At 70.9% G+C, this 18,706-nt stretch carries 20 protein-coding genes; 8 read left to right on the forward strand and 12 right to left on the reverse strand.

Going from position 1 to position 18,706, the window contains the following annotated elements; translation table 11 throughout:
• Nucleotides 1-97: 97 nt before the first annotated feature.
• From EDD90_RS23805 to EDD90_RS23815, 3 genes are all read left to right on the forward strand, one after another.
• Nucleotides 98-796, forward strand: coding sequence for a TetR/AcrR family transcriptional regulator (locus EDD90_RS23805; RefSeq protein ID WP_123975028.1), 699 nt, complete (start codon nucleotides 98-100; stop codon nucleotides 794-796).
• 136 nt (nucleotides 797-932) lie between these two features.
• Nucleotides 933-1,136, forward strand: a complete 204-nt coding sequence (locus EDD90_RS23810) for a cold-shock protein (protein ID WP_031161015.1) — start codon at nucleotides 933-935, stop codon at nucleotides 1,134-1,136.
• Nucleotides 1,137-1,223: 87 nt separating this feature from the next.
• Complete coding sequence (locus EDD90_RS23815; RefSeq protein WP_123975030.1) at nucleotides 1,224-3,002, forward strand: DEAD/DEAH box helicase; 1,779 nt, start codon at nucleotides 1,224-1,226, stop codon at nucleotides 3,000-3,002.
• A 168-nt stretch (nucleotides 3,003-3,170) separates the two neighbouring features.
• Here EDD90_RS23815 and EDD90_RS23820 read toward each other — a convergent pair whose 3' ends face one another.
• Complete coding sequence (locus EDD90_RS23820; protein ID WP_260328749.1) at nucleotides 3,171-5,042, reverse strand: long-chain fatty acid--CoA ligase; 1,872 nt, start codon at nucleotides 5,040-5,042, stop codon at nucleotides 3,171-3,173.
• A 394-nt stretch (nucleotides 5,043-5,436) separates the two neighbouring features.
• On the opposite strand from EDD90_RS23820, the gene EDD90_RS23825 reads away from it, so the two are divergent.
• Entirely contained in the window at nucleotides 5,437-6,741 is a 1,305-nt protein-coding gene (locus EDD90_RS23825) for a 3-oxoacyl-ACP reductase (protein WP_123975034.1), read from the forward strand.
• Nucleotides 6,742-6,823: 82 nt separating this feature from the next.
• Nucleotides 6,824-7,756 carry a MaoC/PaaZ C-terminal domain-containing protein gene (locus tag EDD90_RS23830; RefSeq protein WP_185149622.1) on the forward strand — a complete coding sequence of 311 codons (933 nt, stop codon included), beginning with the start codon at nucleotides 6,824-6,826 and terminating at the stop codon, nucleotides 7,754-7,756.
• On the opposite strand, the gene EDD90_RS23835 is transcribed toward EDD90_RS23830, so the two are convergent.
• The 9 genes from EDD90_RS23835 to EDD90_RS23875 form a co-directional block, all read right to left on the reverse strand.
• Nucleotides 7,730-8,047 (reverse strand): hypothetical protein, encoded by a 318-nt coding sequence (locus EDD90_RS23835; protein WP_123975045.1) that lies wholly within the window; start codon nucleotides 8,045-8,047, stop codon nucleotides 7,730-7,732. The two genes, EDD90_RS23830 and EDD90_RS23835, sit on opposite strands and share 27 nt — an antisense overlap.
• A 361-nt stretch (nucleotides 8,048-8,408) precedes the next feature.
• Nucleotides 8,409-9,062 carry a TetR/AcrR family transcriptional regulator gene (locus EDD90_RS23840; protein ID WP_123975047.1) on the reverse strand — a complete coding sequence of 218 codons (654 nt, stop codon included), beginning with the start codon at nucleotides 9,060-9,062 and terminating at the stop codon, nucleotides 8,409-8,411.
• A 40-nt stretch (nucleotides 9,063-9,102) separates the two neighbouring features.
• Nucleotides 9,103-9,417: a DUF4229 domain-containing protein gene (locus tag EDD90_RS23845; protein ID WP_123975048.1), complete on the reverse strand. Its 315-nt coding sequence runs from the start codon at nucleotides 9,415-9,417 to the stop codon at nucleotides 9,103-9,105.
• A gap of 75 nt (nucleotides 9,418-9,492) precedes the next feature.
• On the reverse strand, nucleotides 9,493-10,017 hold the full coding sequence (locus tag EDD90_RS23850) for a GNAT family N-acetyltransferase (protein WP_123975050.1): 525 nt from the start codon (nucleotides 10,015-10,017) through the stop codon (nucleotides 9,493-9,495).
• 212 nt (nucleotides 10,018-10,229) lie between these two features.
• Complete coding sequence (gene mqnE / locus EDD90_RS23855; RefSeq protein WP_123975052.1) at nucleotides 10,230-11,393, reverse strand: aminofutalosine synthase MqnE; 1,164 nt, start codon at nucleotides 11,391-11,393, stop codon at nucleotides 10,230-10,232.
• Nucleotides 11,394-11,483: 90 nt separating this feature from the next.
• Nucleotides 11,484-11,939, reverse strand: a complete 456-nt coding sequence (locus EDD90_RS23860; protein ID WP_123975054.1) for an Lrp/AsnC family transcriptional regulator — start codon at nucleotides 11,937-11,939, stop codon at nucleotides 11,484-11,486.
• 79 nt (nucleotides 11,940-12,018) lie between these two features.
• Nucleotides 12,019-12,687 (reverse strand): UbiX family flavin prenyltransferase, encoded by a 669-nt coding sequence (locus EDD90_RS23865; protein ID WP_123975056.1) that lies wholly within the window; start codon nucleotides 12,685-12,687, stop codon nucleotides 12,019-12,021.
• Nucleotides 12,688-12,890: 203 nt separating this feature from the next.
• The gene (gene mqnP, locus EDD90_RS23870; protein ID WP_123975058.1) at nucleotides 12,891-13,793 is read right to left on the reverse strand and encodes a menaquinone biosynthesis prenyltransferase MqnP; all 903 of its coding nucleotides are present in this window, start codon (nucleotides 13,791-13,793) and stop codon (nucleotides 12,891-12,893) included.
• A complete protein-coding gene (locus EDD90_RS23875; RefSeq protein WP_123975060.1) occupies nucleotides 13,790-15,247 on the reverse strand; it encodes a menaquinone biosynthesis decarboxylase in 1,458 nt (485 codons plus the stop codon). The genes mqnP and EDD90_RS23875 overlap by 4 nt, the downstream gene beginning before the upstream one ends.
• A gap of 64 nt (nucleotides 15,248-15,311) precedes the next feature.
• Between EDD90_RS23875 and EDD90_RS23880 the strand changes: the two genes are divergently transcribed.
• A complete protein-coding gene (locus EDD90_RS23880) occupies nucleotides 15,312-15,875 on the forward strand; it encodes a TlpA disulfide reductase family protein (RefSeq protein ID WP_260328014.1) in 564 nt (187 codons plus the stop codon).
• A gap of 24 nt (nucleotides 15,876-15,899) precedes the next feature.
• On the opposite strand, the gene EDD90_RS23885 is transcribed toward EDD90_RS23880, so the two are convergent.
• Nucleotides 15,900-16,382: a DUF3515 domain-containing protein gene (locus EDD90_RS23885; protein ID WP_260328015.1), complete on the reverse strand. Its 483-nt coding sequence runs from the start codon at nucleotides 16,380-16,382 to the stop codon at nucleotides 15,900-15,902.
• Nucleotides 16,383-16,492: 110 nt separating this feature from the next.
• Here EDD90_RS23885 and EDD90_RS23890 point away from each other — a divergent pair, with 110 nt between their 5' ends.
• A complete protein-coding gene (locus EDD90_RS23890) occupies nucleotides 16,493-16,759 on the forward strand; it encodes a PLD nuclease N-terminal domain-containing protein (protein ID WP_123975064.1) in 267 nt (88 codons plus the stop codon).
• 11 nt (nucleotides 16,760-16,770) lie between these two features.
• On the opposite strand, the gene EDD90_RS23895 is transcribed toward EDD90_RS23890, so the two are convergent.
• Complete coding sequence (locus EDD90_RS23895; RefSeq protein ID WP_123975066.1) at nucleotides 16,771-17,715, reverse strand: SDR family NAD(P)-dependent oxidoreductase; 945 nt, start codon at nucleotides 17,713-17,715, stop codon at nucleotides 16,771-16,773.
• A 101-nt stretch (nucleotides 17,716-17,816) separates the two neighbouring features.
• On the opposite strand from EDD90_RS23895, the gene EDD90_RS23900 reads away from it, so the two are divergent.
• Nucleotides 17,817-18,662, forward strand: a complete 846-nt coding sequence (locus EDD90_RS23900) for a helix-turn-helix transcriptional regulator (RefSeq protein ID WP_123975068.1) — start codon at nucleotides 17,817-17,819, stop codon at nucleotides 18,660-18,662.
• Nucleotides 18,663-18,706: the final 44 nt, after the last annotated feature.

Genomic DNA, 18,706 nt, shown 5'->3' on the forward strand with positions numbered 1-18,706 from the left:
CTCCGGCACGATGCGATATCAGTGGAAACATCTTCACGATAACATCGATACTAACGATGGAAGCAAGAGGGCGATATCGTTGATATATCGTTGACGCATGGGCTCGGAAGCACGTGACACGGACACCCGGCAGCGCGTCGTCGACGCCGCCATCGGACTGCTGGAGCGGGAGGGGCGGGACGCCGTCACCACCCGGGCGGTCGCGGTCGCCGCGGGGCTGCAGCCCCCGGCCATCTACCGGCTGTTCGGCGACAAGGACGGGCTGCTGGAGGCCGTGGCGGAGCACGGGTTCGCCACGTTCCTCGCCGGCAAGCGGGTCGATCCGGACCCCGAGGACCTGATCGAGGACCTGCGGGGCAGCTGGGACCTCGCGGTCGAGTTCGGGCTGGAGAACCCCGCGCTGTACATGCTGATGTACAGCGACACCTCGCACAGCGGGTCGGCCGCCTTCCGGGCCGGGCTGGAGATCCTGCGGGGGCGGGTGCGGCGGCTCGCCGCCGGCGGGTGGCTGCGGGTCGGCGAGGACCTCGCCGTCGACGTCATCCACGCCACCGCCCGGGGCGCCGTCCTCACCTGGCTGTCCGCGCCCGAGACCGGCCGCGACCCGGCCCTGCTGACCACCCTCCGGGAGGCCATGGTCACGGCCGTCACCAGCGAGAAGCCCGCCGTACGGACCACCGGTCCCGCCGGTGCCGCCCGCGCGCTGCGCGCCGCCCTCCCCGACCAGACGGCCCTCAGCGGCGCGGAGCAGCACCTGCTGCGGGAGTGGCTGAATCGCCTTGCCGAGGACGCCTAGCGTGCTACGGTTGGAGTGTTGCAGTTGTGGTACCCATGAACCTGTGTGCGCCTGATGGGATTGCTTCTCCTTCAGGCGCATTATCTGTTTTCCGGCATCTCCGGATGGGGCCATTTGCCTACAGAAGGAGAAAGTCATGGCACAGGGAACCGTGAAGTGGTTCAACGCCGAAAAGGGTTTCGGCTTCATCGCGCAGGACGGCGGCGGCCCCGACGTCTTCGCCCACTACTCGAACATCGCGACGCAGGGCTTCCGTGAGCTCCAGGAGGGCCAGCGCGTGTCCTTCGACGTCACGCAGGGCCAGAAGGGCCCGCAGGCGGAGAACATCGTCCCCGCCTGATCGCCGGACGCCCATCCGCGCACCGGGGTCCGCACCGTCATGGTGCGGACCCCGGTTTGTGCTGTTTCCAGGAAGGCAGACCACCGCATGTCCCGCAGGCCCCAGAGATCGAACCGGCGCACCTCGTCAGCCCCGCCGCCGTCCACGTCGGCACCGACGGAGTTCCGGCTGCCGGAGAACACGACGCCCGCGCTTCCCGCCGTCGAGGACTTCGCCGCTCTGGACATGCCCGCGGGGCTGCTGAAGACGCTCACCGCGCAGGGCGTGACCACGCCGTTCCCCATCCAGGCCGCCACCCTGCCCAACTCGCTCGCGGGCCGCGACCTGCTGGGCCGGGGACGCACCGGCTCCGGGAAGACCCTCGCGTTCGGGCTGGCGCTGCTGGCCCGTACCGCCGGACTGCGGGCGCAGCCCAGGGCGCCCCTCGCCCTCGTGCTGGTGCCCACGCGTGAACTCGCGCAGCAGGTGACGGACGCGCTGACCCCCTACGCGACCGCCGTGAACCTCCGGCTGGCCACCGTGGTCGGCGGGCTGTCCATCACCAAGCAGGCCGCCACGCTCCGGCGCGGCGCGGAAGTGGTCGTGGCGAGTCCCGGCAGGCTCAACGACCTCGTGGAGCGCGGGGACTGTGTGCTCGACGACGTCCGCATCACGGTGCTGGACGAGGCCGACCAGATGACCGACATGGGGTTCCTGCCGCAGATCACCAAGCTGATCGAGAAGGTACGGCCGGACGGGCAGCGGATGCTCTTCTCGGCCACTCTCGACCGGAACATCGACCGTCTGGTGCAGCGGTTCCTGACCGACCCCGTGGTGCACTCCGTGGACCCGTCCGCGGGAGCGGTGACGACCATGGAGCACCACGTGCTCCACGTCCAGGACGAGACCGACAAGAAGGCCGTCACCACGCGCATCGCGGCCCGGGACGGCCGGGTCATCCTCTTCCTCGACACCAAGAGGTCCGCCGACCGGCTCGCCAAACGGCTGCTGGCCGTCGGCGTCCGCGCGGCGGCGCTGCACGGCGGCCGCTCCCAGCCGCAGCGCACCCGCACCCTGGAGCAGTTCAAGAACAACGAGGTCACCGCGCTGGTGGCGACGAACGTCGCGGCCCGGGGCATACACATCGACGACCTCGACCTCGTCGTGAACGTCGATCCGCCCACCGACCACAAGGACTACCTCCACCGGGGCGGCCGCACGGCCCGTGCCGGGGGCTCCGGCAGCGTGGTCACGCTGGTGCTGCCCGACCAGAAGCGGGACGTCAGCCGGCTCATGTCGGACGCGGGCATCCGCCCCCGGACCGCGAGCATCACGTCGAGCGACGCGGAACTGGCCGCCATCACCGGCGCCCGCGAGCCCTCCGGGGTGGCCGTCACCATCGCGATCCCCCAGCAGGCGGCACCGGCGGAGCCCCGGGACGGCAGCACCGGTGCCAAGCCCGGCAGACGCTCCGCCCGCCGCCGCGGAACCGGCGGCAGCCCCGACACGGCGACGGGCCGCCGAGCCACCAACCGCCGGTCCGGCTCGGGCTCCGGGACGCCGGCGCCCGACGGCACCACCGCATCCGGCAGGCGCGGCACCAACGGCCGAGCAGCAGCCGACACCGGATCAGGCACCCCAGCCGCCGGCCGCCGCGCCACGACCGCCGCCGGCACGGCCAAGGCCGCCCGGGGATCCGGACGCCGCTCGACGGCCGACGGCACGGGAGGCCCCGCCTCCGACCGCCGCACCACGGCCTCCGGCGCAGCCGCCGGCGGGTCCCGGCGCCGGACGGCGACCGATGGCACCTCCGGCGCGGCGGCCGAGAACAGCACCCGAGGCCGAGGCGGCGTCCGCCGAACCGGCCGCCGCTCCTCCGCCGCCTGAACCGCACCGAACGGCGCCCGACGGTTTCGGCACCGCCGGGCAACGCCGGTCAGCTGCCAGGCGGTGCCGGTCACCAGCAGAGCGGTGCCGGTCTCGCCCGTTCCTGCCGGGGGCATCGGTCCCGGCAGGGGGCGTGGTGTGGCGGAGGTTCGGTGGGGGCCGGGGTGGTTACTTCGTGTAGAGGCTTTCGATCTCTGTTGCGAAGTCCTTCATGATCTCCTCTCGGCGCAGCTTCATCGAGGGGGTCAGATGACCCGCCTCCTCGGTGAAGTCGACGGGGAGCATGGTGAAGCGGCGGATGGATTCGGGGCGGGAGACCAGTTTGTTGGCCTCGTCGATCGCCCGCTGCAGGATCGCCTGCAACTCGGCGTCGTCCAGGAGGAGTTCCGGCGGCACCGGGTGCTTGCCGTTCATCTGGCGCCAGTGGGTGAGGCCGTCCCGGTCGAGGGTGACCAGGGCGCTGACGTAGGGCAGTCCGTCGCCGACCAGCATCACCTGGGAGATGAGGGGGTGCGAGCGGAGCCAGTTCTCCAGCGGGGCGGGGGCCACCGACTTGCCGCCGGCCGTGATCAGCATCTCCTTCTTGCGGCCGGTGATGGTGAGGTAGCCCTCGTCGTCCAACTCGCCTATGTCGCCGGTGGCGAGCCAGCCGTCCCGGGTCGCCGGGACGACCCCGCCGGCCGCCGGATCCCAGTAGCCGCGCAGGACGTGGTCACCGGCGACCAGGATCTCGCCGTCGGCGGCTATGCGGACCTTCGTGCCGGGCATCGGCCAGCCCACCGTGCCCAGGCGGGGCTTGAGGGGCGGGGTGCAGGTGGTGGCGGCGGTGGTCTCGGTCAGGCCGTAGCCCTCGTAGATCTCGATGCCGGCTCCGGCGTAGAACGCGGCGAGGCGGCGGCCCAGCGGGGAGCCGCCGCAGATGATGTGGCGGACCTTGCCGCCCATGGCGGTGCGGATACGGCGGTAGACCAGCGGGTCGTAGAAGGAACGGGCGGTCTTCAGGGCGCGGCCGGGACCGCTGCCGGTGCCGGTCTGCTTGGCCTCCAGCGCCTCGCCGTAGCGCTGCGCGACCCCGGTGGCCCGGTCGAAGACGGTGACCCGGCCGCCCGACTCCGCCTTGGCCCGCGCGGTGTTGAAGACCTTCTCCAGCATGTAGGGGATGGTGAGCAGACAGGTCGGCTTGAACGCGGCGAGGTCCGGGAGCAGGTCCTCGGCCTTGAGGCTCGGGGCGTGGCCGAGGCGGACCCGGGCGCGGATGCAGGCGACCGCCACCATGCGCCCGAAGACATGGGACATGGGGAGGAAGAGGAGGATGGAGACCTCCTCGTCGTTGCGTGCCTTGAAGATCGGGTAGAGGAGTTCGATCGCGTTGTCGACCTCGGCGAAGAAGTTGCCGTGCGAGAGGGCGCAGCCCTTGGGGCGGCCGGTGGTGCCCGAGGTGTAGATGAGGGTGGCGAGGGTTTCGGGGCCCAACATGCCCCGCCGTACGCCCACTTCGGCGTCGTGGACGTTCGGGCCCGCCTCCGCGAGCCGGTCCACGTGCCCCTTCTCCATCACCCACAGGTGCCGCAGATCGGGCAGCCGGTCGAGTTCGGGGCCGAGCGCGGCGGCCTGCGCGGCGGTCTCGGTGACCAGGGCGACCGCGCCGGAGTCGTGCAGGATCCAGCGGGTCTGGAAGACGGACGAGGTCGGGTAGATGGGGACGGTCACCAGACCGGCCGCCCAGGCGCCGAAGTCGAGGAGCGTCCACTCGTACGTCGTCCGGGCCATGACCGCGATCCGGTCGCCCGGCATCAGCCCCTCCGCGATCAGGCCCTTCGCCACCGCCTGCACCTGCGCGGCGAACCCGTCCGCCGTCACGTCCTCCCAACGGCCCTCACCGTCCGCGGGTTTGCGGCTGAGCACGATCGCGCCGGGATCCCGCTCCGCGTTCTCGAACGGCAGGTCGGCGAGCGACCCATGCCGTACCGGCGGCGCGAACGGCGGTACGTACGCCTCCCGCACCACCCCGCTGAGCCGCTGCACGAGGGGCTCGACCAGGACCGGCTTGCCGTCGTAGTCCGTGGCGTTGACGGTGACACCGGAGGAGACCGGCGGGGCGTTCTGGAAAGAGGAAGTGGACACGGAGCGGCTCCTCGGGCGTGCAGCGGGTGAACTGCTTGCTGCATGACGTACGCGCCTCGCGCACCGAGGCGTTCACCGGGACCGGGCCTCAGAAAGGGGTTACCGGCAGTTAGACAGGAGAGCGTACGGGCCCGCTGTGGCGGGTTTGTGAGGTTTCCGGGTTGGTCCGGGGCCGGGCCTGTGCAATCCCGGAGCTTACGTGAGGGTCTCTCACCTTAGGCCCGACTCCTGAACCTTGACAGCTGTGACGTAGACTTACCTGCGGTAACCTTACTCGAAAGTCAGAAATCGGGCGAGCCTGAGGACGGACATGACGGACCGCTATCTGAGCTTCACCGCCACCGCGCCGGGCCGCTTCCTCACCCGACGGCTCGGGCTGCCGCAACCGGCGAAGCTGGTACGTCGGTCGCAAACGCCTTCCCTGCACGGCGAGTTGTTGCATCTCACGGCCGGCAAGTCCGATCTCGACCTGGCTCCGGTGCTCGCCCGTACGGGACTTGCGGCCGACCGATCGGGCACCCCCGTCGCCGTCGTCCTCGACGCCACCGGGGTGCGGGACGTCGGTGCGCTGGCCGAGGTGCACGCGGCCCTCCACCCCGTCGTACGGTCCGTCGCGGCGAGCGGGCGGGTGGTGGTGCTGGGCGCTCCGCTCGACCCCGCCGACCATCACCAGGCCGCCGCCCAGCAGGCGTTGGAGGGCTTCACCCGCTCCCTGGGCAAGGAGATCGGGCAGGGCCGGACCGTCAACCTCGTACGGCTCGGCGGGGATGCGGGGGCCGCCGAGTCCACGCTGCGGTTTCTGCTCTCGCCGCGGTCCGCGTACGTCAGCGGACAGGTCGTCGAGGTCGGGGCGGGCGGCTTCACCGTCCCGGACGACTGGGAACGACCGCTCGCGGGGCGCACCGCGCTGGTCACCGGGGCGGCCCGCGGGATCGGGGCCGCCGTCGCCGAGACGCTGGCGCGGGACGGGGCGCGGGTCGTCGTCCTCGATGTGCCGGCCGCGGAGGCGGAGGCGCGTGCGCTGGCCGAGCGGCTGGGCGGAAGCGCGGTGGCGCTGGACATCACCGAGGCGGACGCGGGGGCGCGGATCGCGGATGCGCTGCCGGAGGGGCTGGACGTCCTCGTCCACAACGCGGGGATCACCCGCGACCGGCGGTTGGTCAACATGCCCGCCGAGCGGTGGAGTTCGGTGCTGGAGGTGAATCTCGGGAGTGTGCTGCGCACGACGGACGCGCTGCTGGAGCGTGGGGCGCTGAAGGCCGGTGGGCGGATCGTCGGTACGGCGTCCATCGCCGGGATCGCCGGTAATGCGGGGCAGACGAATTACGGGGCGAGCAAGGCGGGGGTGGTGGGGCTGGTCCGGTGCCTGGCGCCGCGGGCGGCGAGTGAGTTCGGGGTGACCGTGAATGCGGTGGCACCCGGGTTCATCGAGACGAAGATGACCGCCGCGATTCCCTTGTTCATCCGGGAGGCGGGGCGGCGGATGAACTCGCTGGCGCAGGGTGGGGTGCCGGGGGATGTGGCGGAGACGGTGGGGTGGTTGGTGCAGCCGGGGTCGGGAGCCGTGAACGGGCAGGTCGTGCGGGTTTGCGGACAGAGCCTTTTGGGGGCCTGAGCACCATTTCAAGGTGCGGGTTGTGTGTGGCTGGTCGCGCAGTTCCTCCCCCAGCCTTCGGCCGGGGGTACCCTCAGCGCCCCTGAAGGGGCGCTTCCCTCAACGGTGTCGGAAGGCGAACCCTGTGATCGTCCTCAGTAGTGCCCCTTCCCTCGGGCCCCTCCTCGCCCTCGGCGCGCTGCGGTCCCCCTTCAAGAAGCCCTCCGCCGGCGCGGACTTCCCCCGCGCCCGGCTCGTGCTCGCCTCCCTCCGGCCCGATCTCCGGAAGCTCGCCGCCTACGAACGCGTCTGCGGTTTCGCCACCGGTGACGACGGGCTGCCCGTCACCTACCCCCATGTCCTCGGGTTTCCGCTGGCCATGCGGCTCATGAGCGGGCGGGACTTTCCGCTGCCGCTGCTGGGGCTGGTGCACACCTCCATCGAGATCGTGCGCCACGCCGAACTGCCCGGCGACGGGACGTACGAGATCTCCGTGCACATCGAGAAGTTGAGTCCGCATCGGCGCGGGACCGAGGCCACCGTCGTGACCGAGGTGCGGGTCGCGGACGACGTGGTGTGGGAGTCGCGGAGCACCTATCTGGCGCGGCACCGGACCGAAACGGCACCTGCGGACGGCCCCCGGGAGCAGGAGCGCGCTCCCCTGCCCGCCGTCGAGGAGTGGCGGATCGCCGGGGACGTCGGGCGGCGGTACGGTGCCGCCTCCGGGGACCGCAACCCCATCCATCTGCACCCGCTGACCGCCCGGCTCTTCGGCTTTCCCCGTGCCATCGCGCACGGCATGTGGACCGTGGCCCGGTGTCTCGCCGCTCACGGTGCGCCCGAACGGGCGCGGGTGACGGCGGAGTTCAGGGCGCCGGTGCTGTTGCCGGGGACGGTGACGTACGCGGAGGACGACGCCGGGCGGTTCGAGTTGCGGGACGGGGACCGTGTGCACGTCGAGGGACGGGTGGAACGGCTCGGCCCGGGGCCGCTCCAGGGCCGCCCGGGTTCAGTACCTCTTCCAGGCGATCAGTGAGTTCTTCTTCCCTCCCGGGTTGTACCCCAGGTCCAGGTAACCGGAGTTCGCGCGGGGGGTGGTGAAGCCGGTCGCCTCCGTGCTGAAGGTCAGGCCGCTGTCGCTCGGGGCGTCATAGACCGTCAGGCCGCTGACCGACCAGCTGACGAACTTGCCGCCGGTCAGCCACTCGGCCGGATACGGACCGGACAACGCCGGCTTGAGCAGTTTGCTGACCTGGCCGTGCCCGGCCCGGGTGCCGAGGGCCGTGAGCGCCCACTGACCGCTGCCGTCCGAAACAGCCTCCCCCATAAGGCCTTACGAAGCATTTCGCTTCCACCATGCAGCGGATCACGAAGATCCCGGCACCGAATAATTCCGATGTCGGGAGGGGACGTCAATCCTCTTATCAGCGGGGGCAGTTGAAGCCGCTGTCGCCACATCCGCGGGCCGTGCGGAGGGGAAAAAGGGCCCTTGCCCGCCTCCGCACCTTTCGGCCCACCCCGCCACGGCGGCCTCTTTGCTCAAACTCTTCGACACCCGGGGCACAGCATCAGGATCACTTAACCTAGGTGCCATCTGCGCATCGCAGGCCCGGACCGTCCGGCTTTCCCAGATTTATTTTCGATGTCAATTCACTGTGGGCGTTCTGTGCGCGGAAAACGCCGCGAAATCAATCAGAAGACACCGTCGGCTGGGACCAGGGCCGCCCCTCCATCAGGTTGCCCAGCCCGGCCCACGCGAAGTTCATCAGGGTCGCCGCCGCCTGCCTGGCCGTGACTCCGGGGGTCGCGTTGGCCCAGTCGGCGAGGGACTCGGCGGCGCCGACCAACGCCTCGGCGAGCCCCACGACCTCGCGTTCGGGCAGGTCGGGATCGCGGTGCGCCTCGCGCGCGGCCACGACGATCAACTGGGTCACGAACTCCACGATCTCCGTGCGCATTGCCGCCGCCTGGGAGGCGAACCGCTCGCCGTGCGTGCGCGCCTGGAGGTGCAGCACCGACCAGCCGTCGGGATGTTCGGCGGTGTGCGCGAAGAACGCCTGGAGCCCGTCCCAGAGTTGGCGGTCGGCGGGCAGCTCGCGGTGCACGCCGGCCCGGACCGCCTCGGTCAGCGCCTTCGCCTCACGGCGGATGCACGCCGCGAACAGGTCATCCTTCGAGTTGAGATACAGGTACACCAACGGCTTGGAGACACCGGCGAGTTCGGCGATCTCGTCCATCGACGCGGCCATGTAACCGCGCTGCCCGAAGGTCCGCACGGCGGCGTCCAGCATCTGCTGCTCACGTACCGCGCGCGGCATCCGCTTGGTCTTCACGGTCCCCATGGAGACCAAGCCTAGTTGGGTCCGCAGGCGCGGGCGTCGCTCAGGAAGAGGTCTGGGCCTGACCCTGGGCCTGGGCCTCCGCCTCGTCGACCGCGTCGTCCTCCTGGCTGCGGTTGGCCTCGATGTTGGCCTTCATCCGGTCGACCCGCTGCGAGACCTGCACGGAGGCGCGGTCCCGCTCCTTGCGCAGCACGACGAAACTGATCGGCGCGGACAGGACGAGGGAGAGCAGCAGGACCCACAGGAGATTGGAGTCGCCGAAGCCACGCGGGAACGCGCCGGCGTAGACGAGGCCCCAGACGACGAGGAGGCAGCCCGCGAAGATACCGAGGCGCATCAGCGTGTAGCGGAGCATCTCAATCCAGTCTTCCGATGACGAAAAGGGGCACCGTCCAGTGAAGCACGGCACGGGACCGATCTTGCACCGGGGTCAGGTGAGCGGAAACAGCATGGTGATGTCGTCGCGGTCGTCCCCAGGCGCGACCCGGATCGCGCCCGGGACCCGGCCGACCTCCTTGTAGCCGCACGAGCCGTAGAAGCGTTCCAGCCCCTGACCGCCACGGCAGGTGAGCCGTATCGCGTCCGTCCCGTCGAAGCGGCGGGCCTCGTCGGCGGCGGCCGCGAGCAGGTCCCGTCCGTACCCGCGCCCCTGGTGCTTCGGGTGCACCATCACCGTGTACAGCCATACCCAGTGCGTCATCAGCCGGTGGGTGTTGAAGGAGAAGAAGGCGGTGGCGGCGACGTCACCGGCCTCGTCCTGCCCGACGAGCAGCCGGTTGCGGCCTTCGGCCATGGCCACCATGTGCTTCACCAGCTCCGGACGGATCTCCTCCCGGGTCACGGGCGCGACGAAGCCGACGGCTCCGCCGGCGTTCGACACGTCCGTCCACAGGGTGAGGACACCGTCACGGAGGGCGGGAGTGACGGGGGGATCGAGGGTGAAGGTAAGGGGCATGGCCGAACCGTATCTATTACGCGAGGGCGTGTGCGACGACTATTCGCCATGCGGACCACGGTGCGTTTTCGGGAGCGGGTGCGTCGTGGCTTGTCGCGCAGTTCCCCGCGCACCTAAAGGGGCGCACTGCAGCGCCCCTTCTTTTAGGGGCGCGGGGAACTGCGCGATCAGCCCCCGCGCACCCGCACCCGACGTCGTACCGTCGGCCCTGCTCAGACCCGCATCGGCTGCGGGGACTCGCGGCGCGCCGGGTCCGGGCCGTCGTACTCGCGGATGATCTCGTAGCGCGTGTTCCGTTCCACCGGGCGGAAGCCCGCGTCGCGGATCAGGTCCAGGAGGTCCTCGCGGGTCAGCTTGTTCGGCGTGCCGTAGTTGTCCGCGTCGTGGGTGATCTTGTACTCGACCACCGAGCCGTCCATGTCGTCCGCGCCGTGCTGGAGGGCCAGCTGGGCCGTCTGAACGCCGTGCATGACCCAGAAGACCTTCACGTGCGGGACGTTGTCGAACAACAACCGGGAGACCGCGAAGGTCTTCAGGGCCTCCGCGCCGGTCGCCATCTGAGTGCGGGCCTGGAGGCGGTTGCGGACCTTGCCGTCCTTCATGTCCACGAAGTCGTGCTGATAGCGGAGCGGGATGAAGACCTGGAAGCCGTTCGTCTCGTCCTGGAGTTCACGCAGGCGCAGGACGTGGTCGACGCGGTGGCGGGGCTCCTCGATGTGGCCGTACAGCATGGTGCACGGGGTCTTCAGACCCTTCTCGTGCGCCAGGCGGTGGATCCGGGACCAGTCCTCCCAGTGGGTGCGGTGGTCCACGATGTGCTGGCGGACCTCCCAGTCGAAGATCTCCGCGCCACCGCCGGTCAGGGACTCCAGGCCCGCGTCGATCAGCTCGTCGAGGATCTCGGAGGCGGACAGACCGGAGATCGTCTCGAAGTGGTGGATCTCGGTGGCGGTGAAGGCCTTCAGCGAGACGTTCGGAAGGGCCGCCTTCAGCTCCCGCAGCGAACGCGGGTAGTAGCGCCACGGCAGGTTCGGGTGCAGGCCGTTGACGATGTGGAGCTCGGTGAGGTTCTCGTTCTCCATCGCCTTCGCGAGCTTCACCGCCTCCTCGATGCGCATCGTGTACGCGTCCTTCTCGCCCGGCTTGCGCTGGAACGAGCAGTACGCGCAGGACGCCGTGCACACGTTGGTCATGTTGAGGTGGCGGTTGACGTTGAAGTGGACGACATCGCCGTTCTTCCGCGTCCGCACCTCGTGGGCGAGGCCGCCCAGCCAGGCCAGGTCGTCCGACTCGTACAGCGCGATGCCGTCCTCGCGGGACAGCCGCTCGCCGGAGCGGACCTTCTCCTCCAGCTCACGCTTGAGCCCGACGTCCATACCTCAACCTTTCTACGACAGCTCGCCCCACCGTACTCCCCCACCCTTCGGGCGGGAGGTACCCCCATACGGCGCTCCGCGCCTACCGGCTCACGCTTCTTCGGGCAGCTCACCCACCCGGTTCTCCCACTTCGTGGAGAGAACGATCGTGGTACGGGTCCGGGACACGCCCTTCGTGCCGGACAGCCTCCGGATGGTCTTCTCCAGCCCGTCGACGTCCGTGGAGCGCACCTTGAGCATGAACGAGTCGTCGCCAGCGATGAACCAGCAGTCCTCGATCTCCGGCAGGTCCCGCAGCCGCTGTGCCACGTCCTCGTGGTCGGCCGCGTCGGAGAGGGAGATGCCGATCAGGGCGGTGACGCCGAGGCCGAGCGAGGCCGCGTCGACGGTCGCGCGGTAGCCGGTGATGACCCCGGCCGCCTCCAGCCGGTTGATGCGGTCGGTGACGCTCGGTCCCGACAGTCCGACGAGGCGCCCCAGCTCCGCGTACGAGGCCCGGCCGTTCTCCCTCAGGGCCTGGATGAGCTGCCTGTCCACGGCGTCCATGCGATCGAAGCCTTCCGCTGAAAGTTCCCGAAGTAGATGAGAGGTACTGCAGAGGTGGTGCCGGTGATGCCGAGTACTGCTACTTGCCGCCGCCTCCGAGGTCGCCCTCCCAGCGGCGGTAGAGCCGGTGCCGGACGCCCACCGCGTCCAGCGCCCGCCCGGCGACGAAGTCAACGAGGTCCTGGATATGGGTGGCGCCCGCGTAGAACGCCGGCGAGGTGGGGACGACGACCGCCCCCAGGTCGTCCAGGGTGACCAGATGGCGCAGCGTCTGGCCGTTGAGGGGGGTCTCCCGGACGGCGACGACGAGCGGGCGGCGCTCCTTCAGGGTGACACTGGCGGCCCGCTGGAGCAGGTCCTTGGAGAGCCCGAGCGCGACCCCGGCGACGGCCGCGGTGGACGCCGGCACGATCAGCATGCCCTTCGCCGGATACGACCCCGAGGACGGCCCCGCGGCCAGGTCCCCGGCGCTCCAGTACCGCACCCTCGTCAGGTCGGTCTCGAAGGTCCCCGGCTTGCCGTCGGCGCCCCTCGCCAGCCATTCCCCCAGGTCTTCCTGCCAGTGGGCGTCCCGGAAGGAGATCCCGGTCTCGTCCAGCAGGGTGAGCCGTGAGGCCCGGGAGACCACCAGGTCCACGCTCTCCCCGGCCGCCAGCAGGGCGCGCAGCACGGCGGCGGCATACGGCGTACCGGACGCCCCGGACACCCCCACGATCCAAGGCTCGCGCTGCGTTTCTCCTGCGTTCACACCACGAGCGTACCGGCGCGCCCCATCGTGTTCAGGACGGGGCGGCAGCCTGGGCGCGATCCCCGCGCAGACGGGGAGCAGTTGACCGTGAACGGATGCATGGGAATCGCCCTCGGATCGTCCCCGCCGCGGCGGGGACTTCGGACAACGTAGCCCGTGGAGGCCCCCGAGACCGGCCGTCCGATCGCCGCCACTCGAAGGGGCTAAACCGAGAGCCCTCGCACCAGCAGGTCGATCAGGGCGCAGACGAAGAGGCTGATGCCGATGAAACCGTTCGTCGAGAAGAACGCCCGGTTCAGGCGGGACAGGTCGTGGGGGCGGACGATCGTGTGTTCGTAGACGAACGCGCCGGCCACGATCAGCAGGCCCAGCCAGAAGAACGCGCCGGCGTGCGTGGCCAGGGCGTACCAGACGAACAGCGCCGTCGTCAGCGCGTGGCACACCCGCGCGCCCCAGATCGCCGCCGGGATGCCGAAGCGGGCCGGGACCGACAGCACGCCGATCTCGCGGTCGGTCTCGACGTCCTGGCAGGCGTAGATCAGGTCGAAGCCGCCGATCCAGATACCGACGGCGAGGCCGAGGATCACCGCGTCCCAGGACCACTCGCCGGTGATCGCCAGCCAGCCGCCGATCGGGCCCATGGCCTGGGCGAGGCCGAGGATGGCCTGGGGGAAGTTCGTGAACCGCTTGCCGTAGGGGTAGACGACCATCGGGATCACGGCGACGGGGGCGAGCGCCAGGCAGAGGGGGTTGAGCAGGGCCGCCGAGCCGAGGAAGACCGCCACCGCGATCAGCGCGCCGGTCCAGGCGTGCTTCACGCTCATCGCGCCGGTGACCAGCTCGCGGTGGGCCGTGCGCGGGTTCCGGGCGTCGATCTCGCGGTCGATGATCCGGTTCACCGCCATGGCGAAGGTGCGCAGGCCGACCATGCAGATGGTGACCAGGAGCAGCCGGCCCCAGTGGATGTTCTTGTCCAGCTCGAACATCGCGGTCAGCGCGGCGATGTACGCGAAGGGCAGCGCGAAGACCGAGTGCTCGATCATCACCAGACGGAGGAACGCCTTGGTGCGTCCCGGCTGCGGGAGTGCTGCGGAGGCGGAGCTCACAGGCCGTACTCCTTCCAGCGGCGGTCCACGAGAGCCGCCGTATCCGGGTCCGACAGGACCATGTCCGGCCAGCCCCCGTCCCTGGTGTAGCCCTCCTCGGGCCACTTCTTCGTCGCGTCGATGCCCGCCTTGCCGCCCCAGAACTGCTGGTAGGACGCGTGGTCGAGGTGGTCGACGGGGCCTTCCACGATGCTGAGGTCACGGGCGTAGTCAGTGTTGCCGAGGGCCCGCCACGCGACCTCGTGCAGGTCGTGGACGTCGCAGTCGGAGTCGACGACCACGATCAGCTTGGTGAGCGACATCATGTGCGCTCCCCAGATCGCGTGCATGACCTTCTGCGCGTGCTTCGGGTACTTCTTGTCGATCGAGACGATCGCACAGTTGTGGAAACCGCCGGCCTCGGGGAGGTGGTAGTCCACGATGTCCGGCACGATGATCTTCAGCAGCGGGAGGAAGAAGCGCTCCGTGGCGCGGCCGAGCGGGCCGTCCTCCGTCGGGGGGCGGCCGACGACGATCGACTGGAGCAGCGGCCGCTTCCGCATCGTCACGCAGTCGATGGTCAGCGCCGGGAACGGCTCCTGCGGGGTGTAGAAGCCGGTGTGGTCGCCGAAGGGGCCCTCGGGCAGCATCTCGCCCGGCTCCAGCCAGCCCTCCAGGACGACCTCCGCCTGCGCCGGGACCTGGAGCGGAACGGTCTTGCAGTCGACCATCTCGGTCCGCTTGCCCGCGATGAACCCGGCGAAGAGGTACTCGTCGATGTCACCGGGGAGCGGGGCCGTGGAGGCGTACGTCACGGCGGGCGGGCAGCCGAAGGCGATCGCGACCGGGAGGCGTTCGCCCCGCCGCGCCGCGACCTGGTAGTGGTTGCGGCTGTCCTTGTGGATCTGCCAGTGCATGCCGATGGTGCGCTTGTCGTGGCGCTGCAGCCGGTAGAGGCCCAGGTTCCGGATGCCGGTCTCCGGGTCCTTGGTGTGGGTCAGCCCCAGGTTGAAGAAGGAGCCGCCGTCCTGCGGCCAGGTGAACAGGGCCGGGAGCTGCTCCAGGTCGACCTCGTCACCGTGCAGGACGACCTCCTGCACCGGAGCGTTGTCGGACTTCACCTTCTTCGGCGGTACGTGCGTCATCGCGCCGAGCTTCCCGAACGCCTCGCGCACCCCGACGAACCCGTGCGGCAGCTCGGGGCGCAGCAGCCCGCCGATCTTCTCGGAGATCTCGCCGTACGACTTCAGGCCGAGGGCCTTGAGCAGCCGCCGGTCGGTGCCGAACACGTTCATCGCGAGGGGCATCGACGACCCCTTCACGTTCTCGAAGAGCAGCGCCGGTCCGCCGGACTTCTGGACCCGGTCGACGATCTCCCCGACCTCCAGGTACGGGTCGACCTCGGCCTTGACACGCTTGAGGTCTCCCTCGCGCTCCAGTGCCCTGAGCAGGGAGCGAAGATCGTCGTAAGCCATGTGTCCCAGTATCGGCCACCCGGGGTCCGGACCCGGTCACCGCCCCCTGCGATACTCGACGGCCGTGACACCTCACCGCCGGTTACCGCTGCTCGCCCTGCTGCTCACGTGCTCGCTCGCCGCCTGTGCACCGCGGCAGGAGACCGGCGGCTCCCCCGTCTCCCCGCTGACCCGCGTCCCGGCCGCCGACCGGAAGACGGCCCCCGACCTCACGGGCAGCAGCCTCGACGGCAGGGCGATACGGCTCGCCGACTACCGGGGCAAGGTCGTCGTCCTGAACGTCTGGGCGTCCTGGTGCGGCCCCTGCCGGGCCGAGGCGCCCGAACTCTCCAAGGTGCAGCAGGAGTTGGCCGCCAAGGGCGTCCAGGTGCTCGGCGTGGACACGGATGCGGAGCGCGCGAGGGGGCGGGCGTTCCAGGACGAGCACAAGCTGGTCTACCCGAGCCTGCACGACCCCGCGAGCCGTCAGCTCCTCCGGCTGCCCAGGGGCTACAAGGCGCCGGCGCTGCCGTACACCCTCTTCATCGACCGGGACGGGAAGATCGCCGCGAAGTACGTGAACCAGCTGACGGGGGCCCTGGTCCGTGCCATCACACGGCCGCTGCTGGCGGAGAAGGCGCCCGGCTGATGCCCGTCGCGCAATGTCCGGCGCTCAATGCCCGCCGCTCTCAAGGCACTTGTCGCCCTTCCTGATCGGCGCGACCAGGTTGCTCAGGTCCACCAGCACCGCGTCCAGGCGGGTCACCGAGTCCGCGACCGAGACCTCCACGGCCGGGCTGCGGCCGTAGGTGACCAGCTTCCTGCGGCCGTCCGTCGCCGACTCCCGCCACACCCAGTCCACCCCGTCCACGCTGACGCAGGCGTCCGTCGTCGGGCCGGGCGGGCTGACACCGCAGCGCAGTTCCACCTCGCCGTGACCCCACACCGCGAGGCCCTCGAAGGAGACCCGGTCGCGGTCGGCGCCGCCGAGGCGGTCGGGGTAGCGGTCGGCGAGCCGGGCGCACGCCGGGTCCCCGGCCAGCGGGCCCTGCGCCAGCCCGAACACCGGTGAGTCCAGTTCGCCCGCGACCAGTCCGGCGCCGACCGTCAAACCGGCCACCGCCACGCCCGTCGCGACCCGGCCCCTGCGCGACAACCCGCGTATCCCCACTGATCCCCCCTCCCGATCGAGGGTGACCATATCGAGGGAGACCATCATGCCCGCGCCCCCGGCACCGGCTTCGCCCACCCGCTACCCTGGCCGCCATGCTCAGGTATCTGCCCTACCTGCTGGTCCTCGCACTGTGGATCTACGCCTTCGTGGACTGCCTCAACACCCCCGAGGACGAGGTCCGCGCCCTGCCGAAGCTGGCGTGGGTGTTCGTCATCCTGCTCTTCGGCGAGGTCCTGGTCGGCCCGGTGGCCTGGCTGGTCGCGGGCAAGGCACGGCAGCCGCGCGAGCGGTGGGTCGCACCGGACGACAACCCGGAGTTCCTGAAGTCCCTGAAGCCGGACGATCCGCGCACCGACTGACACCGGCCGGCTCAGGCGCGCATGCCCGCCCGGTCGAGGAGTTCGGCGGTGGCGGCCCACAGCCGGCGCTCCCGCTCGCGGTCCCGGGCGACGGGCCGTACCTCCCGCTCCTTGTCGATGACGACGAACGCGCCGTCGCGCAGGTGCGCCCACTCGTCGTCGAGGGCGACCGAGGCCAGCTTCCTTCCGGAGCGTGCCGCGGTGGCCACCCCGGGCAGCCGCGCCAGGCCCCGCCCGATCGCCTGGAACGCCGCGGGTGCCGCCCGGCCCAGCGAGGTGCCGGGCATCCAGCCGGGCTCGTACACCGAGACGTTGACACCGGGTCCGGCCTGGCGCTGGAGCTCGTGGGCGTAGTACAGGATCGCCAGCTTGGCGTTGGAGTAGGCGACGCCCGTGGCCTTGAGGCTCGGTTTCCGGTCCGCGGTCGCGGGCCTGGCGATCTCCAGCGGGTCGCGCCAGTCCGCGCCGGGCACGCCGAGGATCCGCCGGGGGATGTTGGCGTGGTAGGTGTTCGAGCCGAGCAGCACGATCCGGGCGGGCGCGGTGAGGGAGCCGAGCAGGTCGCCGATGAGCTGGGCGTGAGCGAGGTGGTTCACGGCGAAGGTCAGCTCGTAGCCGTCGGCGGAGGCGACCCGGGTGTCGGCCGACATGGCGCCGGCGTTGGCGACCAGCGCGCGCAGCGGCCGAACGGCTCCGGTGTCGAGGAGGTCGCGCGCGGCCTCGGCGGCGGCCCGTACGTCGGCGAGCCGGGACAGGTCGCAGGCGATCGTGTGGACGTTCGCGCCGAGCGCCCGCGCCTCGTCGGCGACCTCGGTGAGTGCAGCTCCGCCCCGGCCCACCAGCAGCAGGTCGGGGCGGGCGCCGCCCCGGCGGCCGGCCATGGCGAGGGCGGCGGCCCGGCCCAGGCCTCGGGTCGGACCGGTGATGAGTACGGTTCCGTTGTCTGTGGTGGTCATGCTCCGAGCCTCGGAGAACACTGCGCGGTCAGCCAGCCGCCCCCTTGTCATAGGACTGCCGGGGCCAGGACAAGGGCCACGCCGCCCCGCACACTGAACATGTGGAGACGTGGGAGTTCGGCCGGATGGTGCGCCGCTGGCGCGACCGGGTCACGCCGGAGGCCGTCGGCGTCCCGGCCGGCCCGCGCCGCCGGGCGGCCGGGCTGCGGCGCGAGGAGCTGGCCCAGCTCGCCGGGATCTCCGCGGACTATCTGACCCGGCTCGAACAGGGGCGGTCGACCGCGCCCTCGGCGCAGGTGGTGGAGTCCCTCGCCCAGGCGCTCCGGCTGTCCGACCCGGAGCGTGACCTGCTCTTCCGGCTGGCCGGGCACACCACGCCCGGACCCGACGTCGTCCCGTCGCGCGTCACCCCGAGCGTGCACCGGCTGCTCGACCGGCTGTCGTACACCCCGGTCGTCGTGTACGACGCCACCTGGACGCTCGTCCTCGCCAACGCGCCGTTCGACGCGCTCATGGGCGAGACGTCCTCCTGGCACGGGATCGAACGCAACGCCGTCTGGCGCAACCTGGTCGGCCCCGGCACCCGCGTGGTGCACACCCCGCGGGAGCAGGCCGACCACGAGGCGCGGCTCGTCGCCGACCTGCGGCTGACCGCCTCCCGGTACCCCGCCGACCGGACGCTGCGCCGGCTCGTCGGCGAACTCAGGGACCTGAGCCCCCGGTTCGGCGAACTCTGGGACGCCGACACCCCGCCGCCGCCCCCCGACCCGTCGAAACACAAGGTCGTCGACCATCCCTCGGTCGGCCGGATCACCCTCGACTGCGACACGCTCTTCGTCGTGGGCGACGATCTGCGCATCTCGGTCTACACGGCCGAGCCCGGCACCGAGGACGCCGACCGCCTCGCACTCGCCATCGTGCTCGGCACGCAGTCGCTGGTCGAGTAACCCGGCGCCTACAGCAGCGCCTTGACCTGCGCCGCACCCAACGC

This window comes from Streptomyces sp. Ag109_O5-1 (assembly GCF_003814875.1).
GTDB classification, from domain to species: domain Bacteria; phylum Actinomycetota; class Actinomycetes; order Streptomycetales; family Streptomycetaceae; genus Streptomyces; species Streptomyces sasae.

Excerpts from the sequence above, each read along its gene's own strand:
- mqnE (WP_123975052.1), bottom strand. The coding sequence starts at position 11,393 with ATGGACGTCGGGCTCAAGCGTGAGCTGGAGGAGAAGGTCCGCTCCGGC.
- EDD90_RS23835 (WP_123975045.1), bottom strand. The coding sequence starts at position 8,047 with ATGGGGGAGGCTGTTTCGGACGGCAGCGGTCAGTGGGCGCTCACGGCC.
- EDD90_RS23895 (WP_123975066.1), bottom strand. The coding sequence starts at position 17,715 with ATGACCACCACAGACAACGGAACCGTACTCATCACCGGTCCGACCCGA.
- EDD90_RS23890 (WP_123975064.1), top strand. The coding sequence starts at position 16,493 with ATGCTCAGGTATCTGCCCTACCTGCTGGTCCTCGCACTGTGGATCTAC.
- EDD90_RS23845 (WP_123975048.1), bottom strand. The coding sequence starts at position 9,417 with ATGCTCCGCTACACGCTGATGCGCCTCGGTATCTTCGCGGGCTGCCTC.
- EDD90_RS23805 (WP_123975028.1), top strand. The coding sequence starts at position 98 with ATGGGCTCGGAAGCACGTGACACGGACACCCGGCAGCGCGTCGTCGAC.
- EDD90_RS23840 (WP_123975047.1), bottom strand. The coding sequence starts at position 9,062 with ATGGGGACCGTGAAGACCAAGCGGATGCCGCGCGCGGTACGTGAGCAG.
- EDD90_RS23815 (WP_123975030.1), top strand. The coding sequence starts at position 1,224 with ATGTCCCGCAGGCCCCAGAGATCGAACCGGCGCACCTCGTCAGCCCCG.
- EDD90_RS23810 (WP_031161015.1), top strand. The coding sequence starts at position 933 with ATGGCACAGGGAACCGTGAAGTGGTTCAACGCCGAAAAGGGTTTCGGC.
- EDD90_RS23850 (WP_123975050.1), bottom strand. The coding sequence starts at position 10,017 with ATGCCCCTTACCTTCACCCTCGATCCCCCCGTCACTCCCGCCCTCCGT.
- EDD90_RS23860 (WP_123975054.1), bottom strand. The coding sequence starts at position 11,939 with ATGGACGCCGTGGACAGGCAGCTCATCCAGGCCCTGAGGGAGAACGGC.
- EDD90_RS23875 (WP_123975060.1), bottom strand. The coding sequence starts at position 15,247 with ATGGCTTACGACGATCTTCGCTCCCTGCTCAGGGCACTGGAGCGCGAG.
- EDD90_RS23825 (WP_123975034.1), top strand. The coding sequence starts at position 5,437 with ATGACGGACCGCTATCTGAGCTTCACCGCCACCGCGCCGGGCCGCTTC.